This window comes from Muribaculum gordoncarteri (assembly GCF_004803695.1).
Taxonomy (GTDB): Bacteria; Bacteroidota; Bacteroidia; order Bacteroidales; family Muribaculaceae; genus Muribaculum; species Muribaculum gordoncarteri.
Genome location: NZ_CP039393.1, coordinates 31301 through 45645, shown reverse-complemented (window position 1 = coordinate 45645; position 14345 = coordinate 31301). Strand labels below are relative to the sequence as shown.

The window sequence follows — 14345 nt, the reverse complement described above, 5'->3', positions numbered from 1 at the left end:
AAGTTTGTACTGACTATGATATTAAGACATCTTTCAATCACCAATTTCAAGAATTTCGAGGAGGCACGGCTGGAGTTTTCACCCAAGGTCAACTGCTTCCTCGGCAACAACGGCATGGGCAAGAGCAACCTGCTCGACGCCGTCTACTACCTCAGCTTCTGCAAAAGCTTCACCGGGATGACCGACTCCATGGTCATGCGGCGAGGCGAGGACTTTGCCATACTCAAAGGCAACTATCTGCGCCGGGGAGCCGAAGAGGAACTTGTGCTGGGTATGTCGCGAGGCAAGCGCAAGTCGCTGAAGCGCGGAGGCAAAGAGTATGACCGGCTGTCAAGTCACATAGGAGCGTTTCCGCTCGTAATAGCGGCTCCTATCGACATCGACCTCATAAGAGGTGCCGGCGACGAACGCCGTCGACTCATGGACATGGTGATTTCACAGAGCGACCCTGTATATCTCGACAACCTGCTCCGCTACAACCGCGCACTCGAGCAGCGCAACCGCCTGTTGCGCGACCACTCGGTCGATCACAATCTTTACATGGCCGTCGAGCTGCAAATGGACATGGCCGCAACCTACCTGCACAACGCACGTTCACGATGGGTCGAAACCCTGACCGAGATATTCAACACCTTCTACCACGCCATAGCCGGCGAGGGCGAGAACGTGACACTCCGATACATAAGCACGCTCTCATCGCCGGGGACATCAATGACATCGCTCCTCGACAGCGCACGCCGTCATGACGAAATTGTGGGACACACCTCGGTGGGGCCTCACCGCGACGACATCGAAATGCTGATCGACGACATGCCCATGCGTCGCGCAGGCTCGCAGGGTCAGTGCAAAACCTACTCGCTTGCACTGCGCCTCGCGCAATATGAATTTCTGAGAAGCTCGTGCGGAATGATGCCGCTGCTGCTGCTCGACGACATTTTCGACAAGCTCGATGCAACAAGGGTGGAGCGCATAATGGAACTTGTGACGCAAAGCGACTTCGGACAGATATTCATAACCGACACCAACCGCACCCATCTCGACGACATAATGTCACGCACCACGGGCGACTACAAGCTGTGGCTCGTAAGTCACGGAACCGTTGAACCGATTAACAATCATGAAACGCACTGAACCCAAACTACTCAACGACATCATAAACGAGGCGTTGCGCAACGACGGACTTGAAACCCGATTCCGCGAACAACGCGCCGCCTATCTGTGGCAGGAGGTCGTGGGTCCCGGCATCAACCGATACACCACACGCCGCTATGTCGACCGTGGCGTGATGCACGTTTACATCAGCTCGGCCTCGCTGAAAAACGAGCTGTCCTATCACCGCAGCCGGCTCGTGCAGCTGCTCAACGAGGCTGTTGGAGCCGATGTAATAACCTCCATCGAACTACATTGACACAGCCATTGACTTAAAATAACTTAAATCTAATGTAGATACGTAAACGGATTGCACACACCGAAAGTTATTACTAAGAGTGCCTCCCAACTAATCGAAGGCACTCGGAATAACAACTGAGTCTTTCCGAATATGCGTATCAAATCGATTTCATTTTACCTGATTACAGGCCTGTTGCTTGCTCCGTCGGCGATGAATGCCGACGACTTCAAGCCGCTCAGGGTACTTAATGATTCACTTCCCGAGCAGTGGACTTATAACGAGAACTTCAGTCAGGAGCTGCCATCCGACGACCGATGGTGGAGTTACTTTGAGGATCCCGTGCTCGACTCGCTCATCACAGCAGGCGAAAACAACAACTACAACATACTCATGGCCGCCCGGCGCATCGAGGTGGCACGCCAGTCGCTCAACTCGATACGTGCCGGCTACTTCCCGACATTCAATCTGAGCGGAGGCTGGACCAAGTCACGCAACTCGGGTGCGCTCGGCAGCGTGATGACACGCGCAAGCACGGTCGACTACTTTTCGCTCGGCATAGACATGAGCTGGGAGATAGACATATTCGGACGAATAGCCACAAAAGCCAAGGGTGCCAAAGCATCCTACAACGCCACCCGAGCCGAATATGCCGCCGTGATGACCTCACTGTGCAGCAACATAGCCAAGACCTACATAACGCTGCGCATGTGGCAGGCCGAACTGCTTGTGGCTCAGGAGCACATAGCCTCGCAGGAAAAGATATTGAAGATGACCGAGGCGCGGCATGAAGCGGGACTCTGCTCCATGCTCGATGTGACACAGGCCAGGATTGTGTTCTACTCGACCCAGGCTACGCTTCCGCAGCTGAAATCGTCGATTCACACCACCATCAACGCTCTCGCACTGCTGCTCGGCGAATACCCCGAAGCCTTGAACGAACGACTGTCGGCAACTGCCCCCTTGCCATCCTACCACCACATCGTCACCGCCGGAATTCCGATGGAGCTGCTGCGCCGACGCCCCGACATTGTCGAGGCCGAGTATCAGCTCGCAGCATCGGCCGCTCAGCTCGGAATCGCCAAGAAAGAGTTTCTGCCTACGCTCACGCTCAACGGCTCGATAGGCACTTCGGCCCACCGGATAGGCGACATGTTCAAAAACGACAGCTTCACCTACGCTATAGCCCCCACCCTGTCGTGGACCATATTCGACGGACTCGCACGCAACTACAACATGGCCTCGGCACGTGCCTCGATGGAAATCGAGATGGACAACTACAATCTCACCGTGATGACCGCCGTCGAGGAGGTCGACAACGCCATGTCGACCTATCTTGCCACTCTCGACAACATCGAGATGCTGAAAAAGGTGATCGAGCAGAGCCGCAAGTCGCTTGAGCTGTCGGTCGACCTCTACAAGAGCGACCTCTCGGCTTTCAGCAACGTGGTCGACGCACAGATGAGCCTGCTCGAAAACCAGAACTCGCTTGTGGCGGCACAAGGCAAGGCTCTCACCTCGCTCGTGGCCCTCTATCAGGCGCTCGGCGGCGGATGGGACATAACACAACTTTGAATTATAAAAAAACAAACACCCTATAGCAATGAAACAATCGACTCTCCTGCGCTTAACATTGCCGGGACTGGCAATGATTACTCTCGCCGCATGCAGCCACAAGAGCCCGGCTCATCAGGAAGGCGGTGAAATGGCCGTCGAAGTAGCGATGCCCGTAACCGATTCAATAACAATCTACAAGACCTATCCCGGATACATCTCGGCCAACGCATCGGCCGCCGTGGTGGGACGCGTCAACGGAACTCTGCTTACAAGAACCTACGACGGCGGTTCGCTCGTCAAGAAAGGACAGGTACTCTTCACGATCGAGCCCACCAAATATCGCGACGCCGTGCAGCAGGCATCAGCCGCACTGCAAACGGCTAAGAGCGAATATGAATACGCTTCCAATCAGTACGCGGCCATGAAGAAGGCGCTCGAAAGCGATGCCGTGTCGCAGATGGATGTGATACACGCCCAAAGTTCGATGGAGCAGGCCGAAGCGGCTATCAAGCAGGCACAGGCTTCATTGAGCACGGCTCAGACCAATCTCGGCTACTGCACCGTAAGAGCCCCGATAACAGGACACATAACCACATCGACAGTCGACCCGGGGTCGTTCATAAGCGGTGAAGGCGCTCCGTTCACCCTCGCACAGATATATGACGATTCAAAGGTCGTGATAATATTCCAGATTGAGGACACACAGTATCAGCGCATGCTCAACTCACGCGGAACCAGTGACGAGTCCTCCTATCGTCACGTGCCGCTGACATTCACCGACACGCTTCCCCACTCCTATACCGCCGACCTCTTCTACACCGCCCCCACAATCGACAAGAGCACAGGTACTCTCGAGTTGAAGGCGCAGGTCGACAATCCCTACGGCGAACTCCGCGACGGAATGTATGTGACGGTACACCTGCCCTACGACACCGACCCCAAGGCCATACTCGTGAGGGACGCTTCGATAGGCACCGATCAGCTCGGCAAGTACCTTTATGTGGTCAACGACTCCGACAAGGTGATCTATACGCCTATCAAGGTGGGCGATCTCTACAACGACACCCTGCGAGTGGTCACCGAAGGCATCACGCCGCAGTCGCGCTACGTGACATCGGCACTGCTGAAGGTGCGCAACGGTATGCCGGTCAACCCGGTGATAAAGTAAACGTAATGCCTCAACCGTCATGTTTTCAAAATTTTTCATAGACCGACCGATTTTCGCCACGGTGCTTGCCGTTCTAATGGTGCTGGCGGGATTGCTCACTGTGTCATCGCTCCCGGTGGCGCAGTACCCCGACATAACGCCGCCCACGGTAAGCGTGATGGCCTCCTATCCGGGAGCCAATGCCGAAACCGTGGCTCGCACAATCGGCGTTCCTATCGAGGAACAGATCAACGGAGTGGAAAACATGCTCTACATGAGCTCCAACTCCGGTTCCGACGGCAGCTACTCGCTGACCGTGACATTTGAGCAGGGTACCGACATCGACCAGGCCGCTATCGACGTGCAGAACCGACTGAACCAGGCCGAGCCTACACTGCCGGCCGCAGTGAAGCAGCAGGGCATAACGGTCAACAAGGAGTCGACCAACATCGTGCTGTTCTGCGCCCTCGAAGGCGACAGCACCGGTAAGTATGACGCTCTCTACCTCACCAACTACGCCAACATCAACCTTGTCAACGAGCTCTCGCGCGTCAAGGGCGTGGGTGGCGTTCAGGCTTTCGGCGGAGGCAACTACAGCATGCGTGTATGGCTCGATCCCGAACTGATGCGTGCCCGCGGACTCACTCCGGGCGATGTGCTTTCGGCAATCCAGTCACAGAACATGGAGGTGTCGGCAGGTGATGTGGGCGCAGCCCCGACGGCCGGAGCCGATGCGTTCCAGTTCACGCTCGTTTCCCAGGGCCGACTGCAGAGCCCCGAGGAGTTCGGCAACATCATAATACGCTCCGACGGCGACGGACTGCTGCGTCTGCGCGATGTGGCACGTGTCGACCTCGGAAGCATCAGCTACGCGGCTACGACTCTTGTATCGGGCAAGGAGGCCGCACTGCTCGGAATCAAACAGCTCCCCGGTGCCAACGCGCTCGATGTGTCGAAGGCCGCCAAGAAGGAGCTTGACAGGCTCAGCCAATACTTCCCGCCGGGCGTGAAGTACTCGGTGATCGAGGATACATCGCAGTTTGTCACAGCCTCAATCGAGGAGGTTGCAGTGACATTCGTCGAAACTACACTCATCGTGATGATTGTGATTCTCATATTCCTTCAGAACTGGCGCGCGGTGATAATACCCATGCTCACCATTCCGGTGTCACTCATCGCCACATTCGCAGTCATGAAGCTCATGGGATTCACCATAAACACGCTTACGCTCTTCGGCCTCGTGCTCGCCATTGCGATTGTGGTCGACGATGCGATAGTCGTGGTCGAGGACTGCTCGCGTCTTGTCGATGAAGGCAAGCTTTCAAGGCGACAGTCGGCCGAGAAGGCGATGAACGAGCTGACCGGCCCGGTGATCGGCGAGGTGCTCGTGCTGCTCTCGGTATTCATCCCTACGGCCTTCGTAAGCGGAATCACGGGACAGCTCTACAAGCAATTTGCGCTCACCATAGCCGTGTCGACGGCATTCTCGGGATTCAACGCGCTCACGCTCACCCCGGCTCTTTGCGCCCTCTTCCTCACGCCACGCAACAAGAACACCAAGAATGTCATCTACAAGGTATTCAACAAGGGATATAACGCCGTCGAGGCATTCTACAAGCGAGTGGTGGGCCATGCGCTCAACCATGCCAAGCTCGCCATACTTGCATTTGTCATAATAGCCGTGATAGGAATCATTGCATTCCTGAAATGGCCTACATCCTACATCCCGCAGGAGGACCAGGGCTACTTCATGTCGTCGATCCAGCTGCCGCAGGGAGCTTCGCTCGAACGTACCGAGAAGGTGGTCAACAGCCTCTCCGACGAGATACGCCGCCGATTGCCCGAAGTGTCGGATGTCATGGCGATATCGGGATTCTCGTTCCTCGGCGGTGGCGCGTCGTCCAACATGGGTTCGCTCGTCGTTGTGCTGAAGCCGTGGAAGGAGCGCAAGTCCAAGAGCCAAAGCGTGTTTGCGATGATCGACAGCGTGCGCAACATCGCCGACAGCTATCAGGAGGCGATAGTGTTCTCGGTAAATCCGCCCACGATTCCCGGACTGGGTATGTCGTCGGGTCTTGAGATGCAGCTTCTCGACATAAACAACCTGGGCGCAGCCGAGATGATGAAGGCTATAGCAAGCATTCAGGAAGCGGCCAAGGATGAGCCCCGCATCAGCTCTATCACTACGATGTATCAGGGCGAAGTGCCGCAGTACCGCCTCAACATCGACCGTGACCGCGTAAAGCTCCAGGGGCTCACGATGAGCGATGTATTCTCGACGCTCGCCTACTACATGGGCGGCAGCTATGTCAACGACTTCGTGGAGTTTGGCCGCGTATATCAGGTGACGCTTAAAGGCGACGACAGCGCCCGAGGCAACATCGAGGATGTGATGAAGCTGAGCGTGCGCAACTCGGGCGGCGAGATGGTGCCCTTTGCCTCGTTCACGACAATAGAGTCGGTGATGGGACAGCCCACGGCATCGCGCTACAACATGTATGCCACGGCGGCGATAACGGCCAATGTGGCCCACGGCGTCAGCTCGAGCGACGGCATCAAGGCCATGGAGCAGCTTGTCAAGAAGACTCTCGGCAACAACTACTCCTACGCATGGACCGGCGAAGCCTATCAGGAAACCCAGTCGGGCACCACGGTGACGGCCGTGTTCCTCTTTGCCATCATCCTTACACTGCTCGTGCTCGCAGCCCAGTATGAGAGCTGGACCGACCCTATAGCGGTAGTGCTGTCGATGCCTATAGCCATCCTGGGAACCGTGCTCGGATGTATGTTCATGAGCCAGAGCATAAGCATCTACACTCAGATAGGACTTATCCTGTTGCTCGGCCTGTCGGCCAAGAACGCGATCCTCATCGTGGAGTATGCCACCTATTTCCGCAGGAGCGGAGTGACGATAAAGCAGGCGGCACTCGATGCCGGTGTGATACGTTTCCGACCCATCATGATGACAGCGATAGCCTTCATCTTGGGCGTAATGCCCATGATGTTTGCCACGGGTGCGGGAGCCGAAAGCCGCGTTTCGCTTGGTACGGCCGTAGTATTCGGAATGTTGCTCAATGCAATCCTCGGAACCCTCTTTGTCCCCAATTTCTGGGACATGATGCAAACGTTCCAGGAGAAGGTGCTGAGCAAATTCTTCAAGGGTGTGGACGATGTGCCCGCACAGTCGTCCGACGACATCCCGAAAGGTTCGATTTAAACCCTTCATTCTTCATATTTCAATGGGAGGCTGTGCCGCACTTTCGACACAGCCTCCCTGATTTTCACCAATTCATAAAATCTTGTTGCAATCAATCGGCATTGGATAATTTTTGCTACTTTTGCGTATCGGAATTTGTATCTGTTTTCACATCAGCTGATTTATGAACACCAATCACATTATCGCATCATTGCTTATGCTCACGGCTGCCTTGGGATTGCATGCCGGCGACAACATCTCCTCATTAGGCGAAAAAGGAAGTTTCGTAATAAACGGAAATGTCGACCCGTCATTCGGCAATCTGTTTGAAATGGCCGTAACCGGATACCTTGACAACTATTCCAAGGAGATTACCATCGACAACGACGGCAACTTCCAAAGCACGATCGACATCGAAGGCCCCCTGCAGGAAGCCTACCTGTATGTCAACAACGATGCCGTGTCAATACCTTTGATGCCCGATAAAACGGTGACAGTAAACTGTCATGACGGCAAGCTCACTCTTTCAAGCAACGACAAGGACTTCAACCGCGACCTTGAATTTGCGCTGCTATGCCACAAAAACATGCGCAAGCGGTTTCTCGACATTAATGTCGCATCCTACTACGCATTAACCGATTCGGCCAAATCGGCGCTCGTCGACAGCATCAACGACTACATCAACGACTACAACAAGCTGATAGATGATTTCGAGGCTTCGTCAGGAATGTTGGCCAATCACAACTACTTTGCACATGACGCTTACTTCGGCGTCGTCGGTTTTATCGCCGGACGGCCCGACTTGCTGCCACGCATCACCGCAGGTCAGGCAGCCCTGAAATCATCCGAGCCCTATAAATGCATCACCGGCGACGATATGAAGTATCCCAAGACACGCGATTTTGCATCACGATATGTAACCTTCAATGCTACTTTAAATGTCAACAATGACTCCCTGTTATCCAACGATGACTACTACAACATAATCCGGGCATCAAGAGGCATCTCGCCCGACTCGCTCACTGCCGATGTTGTCAACGCCTATCAGCTCTGCAACTGCATGGTATTTGACCCCTATGAAAAAATCCGTCCGTTTGCCGACAAGACGATCGAGGGCATAACCACCCCGTGGCTAAGGAGCCTGTTGTCGGAAGCTGTCGAAACCTACAAGCTCACAAGCACGGGAAGCGACCTGCCGCCCATGAAGCTTATCGACAGCGAGGGTCGTGAATTGTCGCTCGACAGCTTCAAGGGCAAGCCGGTGCTGCTCGACTTCTGGTCGATCGGATGCGGCCCCTGCCTTGAAGAGTTCCGACAAATGGATGAATTCAAGAAAGCGCTTGGCGACAAGGCCGACAATCTTCAGGTAGTGACTGTGTGCTGCGGCAATCCCGACAATCAGCGATGGAAAAACATGATCACGCGCTACAACCTCAACGATGTCAACACTGTAATCATGCACAATGAGTCGGCGCCCATCTATAGCACCATCGGCTACCCCACCTACATTCTCGTAGGCCCCGACGGAAAGATAGTCGAATGGAACACCGACCGCCCCTCGACAGTCCTCCTCAAAAAGCAGAACAACATCCCCACCACCCTCGACACCCTCCTCTAATCACCAAAATATCAAATGATTATGGCTAACTATTTTGAAAAGAAGGAAGCACATCGCAGGGAGCTTGAAAAGTACTATAACGAAAAACCCAATTTGCGATTGAAATATGCTGCAATCGCATCAATCGCCATCGCTATAATACTACTTTTGATAAATGCCTTCGGGTGGGTCGGCACATCGACCACCGTGCAGCTGCTCCTGCAAGGCTGCGCCGGGCTCTTTGCAATCATCTTTGTCGTCCTCGTCACCATCCTCGTCTACCGCGTAAACGCTGCCCACCTCAACAACAAACACACCCCCGCTAAATCCCTCGGATGGTAGTATGCAACCCGCAAGGGGTAGCACATATACGCTGGGCCGCGCGGGATTACGGGTTGTGGCGGAGGAGGGTGTTTTCGCGGATGAGCTGCTCGATGCGTTCGTCTTTTTCGCGGATGATTGTCAAGAGGGCGTCGACCTGGTCGGTGACGGGCGCGGCGTCGGGCTGCTGCTTCAGACTGCGCACCATGTTGCCCTCGCCGGTGATGAGCCAGTCGGTATCAAGCCAGTCAAATGCCCTTACCACCTTCAGCAGGAAGTCGTAGCCGGGTTTGTTGCGGCGCATAACCACGACGCCCCTCACCGTTTGGTCGCCGACTCCGATGTGACGCGCAAACGATGAAACATTCATATTCTCATGTTGTATTATCGCATTGATGCGATCGCATATATCCATCTTTTTCAATAATTTACGGTTTTATGTTGGTAAAGAAGGGAGAGGAGCTGCGGTGGCTGCCCGGCTAATGCCCCACCGTATTGCTTTAGGCCGGACAGCCCCACAGCTAATAAGCGCGTGCCTATTATATTTTATACCCGCCAAAGCGAGGCAAAAGCCCGCATAAGCAACAGCAACCGCCACCGCGGCCGCGCAACCCCGTCACTTCAGCTTCGGGCGGTCGGCCGGCAGAACGTGGATTCCGTAGGATTCACGAAGGAAGTCGCCCAACACATTATCACGGTTGGCATTAATCTGCTCAACGTAGAACTGCGAGAACGCCTTGCGAAGCCCCTCCACCGTCACGGTAGTGTCGTTTTCGATGTCAAACTGCGAGTTAAGCCGTGCGCGAGCTATCAGGAACCCGTGAACACGCTCGTTAAGCGGCGTGCCCGACAGGCCGATGCCGTGGCTCAGGTCGATGTTCACGTCGCCGCGCTCAACCGCCATCGGAAGCTCGATAAAGTCGAGCGAGTCGGCCGGATTGTAGAAGCGCAGAAAGCCCAGATAGGGCATCTCGGCCGTGTCGCGGCGCACCATCACAGCTTCGTTGTTGCTGAACACCACCGAGTCAAGCACCCGGTTGTCGACATCGTAGAGCACCGCCTGCGCATACTCCTCGCCCGGCGACACTATAGTCACCGTACATTCGGGCTTGTTGGATGCTCCGCTGCCGCAGGCCGTAAATGCAGCCACAAGAAGCAGCGTCACAATAAAATTGATTGTCTTCATCGTCAATATTGATTAGTCAATTATAGAGAGGGCGGCACGGCTGCTGCCGCTCCGCCCTCTTCAGGATTGTTGTACCTCTGTAAAATCAGAATCGGAATCCGAGTTTTACGATAGGCATGTCTATGAGCTTGATGTTATGGTGACACAGATTGTACTTGTCAAAGCCCTGCGGTGCCATCTGGATAAGGTCGTAGCGGTAGGATACCGGCTGACACTCTACGGCAAGGAACATGCCGCGTGTCAGGCTGTACTCGATACCTGCTACAGCCGCGCCCTTAAGCGCTATCATCTGGCCCACACGACCCGGGGCAAGGTAGACGGCCTCCTCGATTTGCTCGCCGAGGTCGCTTAGGTCCTCATCGTCAACCATGATGCCCGTGTAGGGCTGCTTGGTGTGGATGCGGGCCATCTGCATCCCTATCGTCACTCCCACATAAGGGTGTATGCGCTCGTTGCTCGTCTTGAAGTAGCGGTCAACTCCGGCGTTGATATACCAGTTGTTGTTGACCTGCGCGTTGACATACTTCTGGTCGGGGATGCGGAGGTTGTCCAGATCCTCATATTCGGCCTCGATATAGTCCTTCTTCGGAGTTACTCCGATGTTCATGCCCGCCGACAGATTTACCGCCCAGCTGTCATGGAAGAAATATTTGGCCTGAATGCCGAGTATGTTTACAAGACTGTTGTTGTCAAACCCTGTGAGGTTCAAGTAGCCGCTCAGGTTGCCCGAAGTGGCCGTCCCGCCGTTGGGAAGACCGATCGAACCGTAGTTGGAGTTGTACATCGGGAGCAGGGCGGTCTGGTCGTCGCCATAGACCGAGCCGCTGCTGCCGAGCATCAACGAGAACTCCCATTGACCCTTGTGCGGTGCAAACGATGCGCATCCCTTGTCGGGGCATCCCCCGGTCTGCCCCCACACGGTGGGAGCGACCAGAAGTGCCGACAATAAGATTGTGCAAAGTCGTTTAATCATTTTTTCGATATTAAATGATTGTTGTTGTTTCTAATTGGATGACGGTGAGATTATTCAGCGTTCTCTACACTCTTGATAGCTGCATCAAGGCGAGCCTTGGCTGCGTCAAGTTTCTCCTTGGCTGCATCCATTGCAAGCTTAGCCTCTTCTACATCAAGAGCTGCAAGTTCGGCTGAGCTTATAAGACCCTTTTCGTACTGGTCAAGGATGTATTTAGCTCTTGCCAATGCCTCTTCAAGGTCGGGTATGCTCTCTTCTTCATCCTTGATGCTTTGTTCGATATTCTCGATAGCCGCGTCGATAGTTTCCTGAGTCCACTGCTCGGTCTGAGCAACACCGGTTGCCTCAGCAGCCGCCGAGATAGCAATAATCATCTTATCGGCAACATCATTCTGACGCTGAAGTTCATAATACTCAGCCCATGAATCAGCGTTAAGCTCATCAACAGCTTCCTGAGCAGCCTCTACAGCCTTGCCTGCTTCATCAATCTTATCTGACAATTCTTCACGAGAAGCGACAAGATTGTCAATCTGAGTTTGAACATCCTCAAATGCAGCCTCAATAGCAGGCTTGTTGGTGATGTAAGCGTTAGCTACCTCGATGCGATTGTCATAATAGAGAGTTATTCCGAACAAGCCAAAATAATAATTATAGCTGTTGGGGTAGTTAATTTCATCTACACCATACTTGGCAAGCATCTTGTCGATATCGTCCTTGGTAAGAGGTATCAACTGAGCTGAAGGTATGCCTAAGATATCGTCATCATTTTTATCATAATAGTAACTTCCATATATCTTATTTGACAAAGCGATGATATTATATTTCATGTTGGAAGAAGAATAAGCACATACATCAGCAACCGAACATTCAGGTATAGCTACTTCTGCATCCCACTGAGAGCCGTTGACTTCATTCTCGAATTGATAGAACAATGAATAATCGGAGGCAGGCATCCATGTGTATGTATGCCAATTTTCGCCATCATACCACTCTTCCTCATACTGATATTCTTTATTAATCTCTTCAACTTGATTGTCTATAGCGCCATAAACACCGGTATAACTCTGAGTTTCGTTATCCCATACTCTAACAAGTTCGCTTAATTCATTCCATGCTTCGTTATAAGCATCTTGTGCCTCATTTACCTTGTTATCGGCAGCATTAGCGGCATCAAGCAACGGATCGGCAATCTGAGGAGCATCGTTAATGGCAAGTTTACGTGCCTTTTCAGCATCGGTGATAGCGTTGTCACGGGTGGCAGCAGCAAGATCATTAGCCTTTTCAGCCTTTGCCTGAGCCTTAGGAGCCTGCTCATCTCTTGCTTTTTCAGCGGTTTCAAGAGCCTTAGCTGCATCTTCAGCCACTTTCAGAGCTGCTAAAGCGGCCTCCTTAAGGTCGTTATCATCGTACTTATCAGCCAAACCCTGTGCAATCATATACTTGCTATCAGCAGCATTCTTTTCCTGCTGAGCCTTAACTACAGCATTGTTAAGCGCGGTGATAGTTTTGTCAAGTTCATTATTTGCAGCCTCTACAGCTTTATTATAAGCCTCGTTTGCGGCATTTACTGCTTCATAATAGTCACTCCAAGCATCACCTTCGAGATTGTTCTTCTCGTTATAAGCATCCCAAGCCTCCTGAGCGGCCTTCTGAGCGGCATAATATGCATCCTTGGCAGCCTGAGTTGCGGGAACCTGTGCATTGTAAGCGTCAACAGCCTTCTTAAGCTCATCGTAACCGATGATGGCGTCATACTTGGGAGCAGCACCTACATTATAAGCGTCGGCAAACATCTTCCAGCCGGCAAACAGGTTGTCGAATTCAGCAGTTTTTTCCTTCTTTTCAGCCTCAAGGTTATTGATTTCTGCCTTAGTCCACTCAACATCGTTGTCATCAAGGACATAACGGCGAATGCTATTCTTGAAATTACCAAGGCGGTTAAAAGCGTCATTATAACCGTGGTAGCCGTATTGACTATTCCAAGTATAGCTCCATCCTTCACCTATAACTTCCTCAGGTTCAGTCAAGCCGGGGATAGTGATTGCGCCATCGGCATTGAAAGTATAAGCCGGAATCTCTACCTCTTCGTTATACAGAGCGTCTAAAGCCTTCTTTGCTGCTACAAGAGCCTTACCCTCTTCGCTTTCGTTGTTGTTTTCAGCAATAGTAAGGTCAATGAGCTTCATCTTCTCGGTATTTTCCTCAACCTGATCCTGATAAGCGGTGAGTTTTGCGCCGAGTTCCGAAGGCTTCCAGGTCTTTGCGTCGGCGAGCTGCTCATTATAGTCCTCGATATTGGCCTGAGCGTCATCAAGAGCCTTCTGAGCGTTGGCAACAGCATCTTCTACACGCTTCTTGGCATCATAAGCAATACCATCGGGGTCGAGAGCATTCGCTACAAGATCCTTCTGGGCTCTCACATACTCCATATACTTCTCGTTGTAATTGTTAAGAGCGGTGAAGTATTTTCTGTAGAATCCATCGAGAATAGTCTGCTGCTGTTGAGAGAGTTCCAATCTTTCCTTCTCGTAGGCCAAAAGGGCCTGCTCATAAGCAACCTTGAGATTCTGCAACGTCTGCTCGGCAATGCGTGCTGCATCATCCATTCTCTGACGAATTTCAGCGATTTCAGCTTCGGTTTTTGCACGCTCGGCATCAAACTTGGCAGCTTCAGCAGCAGCCTTCACTTTTTCAGCCTCAGCCAAAGCAAGCTTATACTGAGCATCAGCCTCAATAAGAGCCTTCTTGGACTTAAGCAATTCAGCCTTGGCACCACGCAGTTGCTCAATGCCGTAGGGCTCATCATTGTCGATACAGCCGGTGAAAGTCATACCGACTGTCGCTGTAGTCAACAGCGAAGCGACTAAGTAAGTCAACTTTTTCATTGTAGTTTTACTTAAATGGTAAATAATTGGGTTAAATAATTATTAAAAAATACTAAAAATATAGTTTAACATTCTGCAATACAGTAATTTCATGGT

General features: G+C 52.7%; 11 protein-coding genes. 7 read left to right on the top strand and 4 right to left on the bottom strand.

All coding sequences use genetic code 11. The annotated features are described in order from the left end of the window. Positions 1-15 precede the first annotated feature (15 nt). The 7 genes from recF to E7746_RS00160 all read left to right on the top strand — a co-directional run bounded on the left by recF (position 16) and on the right by E7746_RS00160 (position 9226). The gene (recF, locus tag E7746_RS00190) at positions 16-1131 is read left to right on the top strand and encodes a DNA replication/repair protein RecF (RefSeq protein WP_136409432.1); all 1116 of its coding nucleotides are present in this window, start codon (positions 16-18) and stop codon (positions 1129-1131) included. Further along, on the top strand, positions 1118-1408 hold the full coding sequence (locus tag E7746_RS00185; protein WP_136409431.1) for a DUF721 domain-containing protein: 291 nt from the start codon (positions 1118-1120) through the stop codon (positions 1406-1408). The genes recF and E7746_RS00185 overlap by 14 nt, the downstream gene beginning before the upstream one ends. Before the next feature lie 132 nt (positions 1409-1540). After that, positions 1541-2962 (top strand): efflux transporter outer membrane subunit, encoded by a 1422-nt coding sequence (locus tag E7746_RS00180; RefSeq protein WP_136409430.1) that lies wholly within the window; start codon positions 1541-1543, stop codon positions 2960-2962. Positions 2963-2990: 28 nt separating this feature from the next. After that, positions 2991-4112, top strand: a complete 1122-nt coding sequence (locus E7746_RS00175; protein ID WP_136409429.1) for an efflux RND transporter periplasmic adaptor subunit — start codon at positions 2991-2993, stop codon at positions 4110-4112. A 19-nt stretch (positions 4113-4131) separates the two neighbouring features. Beyond that, entirely contained in the window at positions 4132-7308 is a 3177-nt protein-coding gene (locus E7746_RS00170) for an efflux RND transporter permease subunit (RefSeq protein WP_136409428.1), read from the top strand. Between the two features lie 163 nt (positions 7309-7471). After that, positions 7472-8905, top strand: coding sequence for a TlpA family protein disulfide reductase (locus E7746_RS00165; RefSeq protein ID WP_136409427.1), 1434 nt, complete (start codon positions 7472-7474; stop codon positions 8903-8905). A gap of 21 nt (positions 8906-8926) precedes the next feature. Beyond that, positions 8927-9226 (top strand): hypothetical protein, encoded by a 300-nt coding sequence (locus E7746_RS00160; RefSeq protein ID WP_136409426.1) that lies wholly within the window; start codon positions 8927-8929, stop codon positions 9224-9226. A 46-nt stretch (positions 9227-9272) separates the two neighbouring features. On the opposite strand, the gene E7746_RS00155 is transcribed toward E7746_RS00160, so the two are convergent. The 4 genes from E7746_RS00155 to E7746_RS00140 all read right to left on the bottom strand — a co-directional run bounded on the left by E7746_RS00155 (position 9273) and on the right by E7746_RS00140 (position 14249). Beyond that, positions 9273-9620, bottom strand: a complete 348-nt coding sequence (locus E7746_RS00155) for a hypothetical protein (RefSeq protein ID WP_136409425.1) — start codon at positions 9618-9620, stop codon at positions 9273-9275. Positions 9621-9821: 201 nt separating this feature from the next. After that, a complete protein-coding gene (locus E7746_RS00150; RefSeq protein ID WP_136409424.1) occupies positions 9822-10391 on the bottom strand; it encodes a hypothetical protein in 570 nt (189 codons plus the stop codon). 85 nt (positions 10392-10476) lie between these two features. After that, positions 10477-11364: a BT1926 family outer membrane beta-barrel protein gene (locus E7746_RS00145; RefSeq protein ID WP_135946653.1), complete on the bottom strand. Its 888-nt coding sequence runs from the start codon at positions 11362-11364 to the stop codon at positions 10477-10479. A 50-nt stretch (positions 11365-11414) separates the two neighbouring features. Next, a complete protein-coding gene (locus E7746_RS00140) occupies positions 11415-14249 on the bottom strand; it encodes a hypothetical protein (RefSeq protein ID WP_136409423.1) in 2835 nt (944 codons plus the stop codon). Positions 14250-14345: the final 96 nt, after the last annotated feature.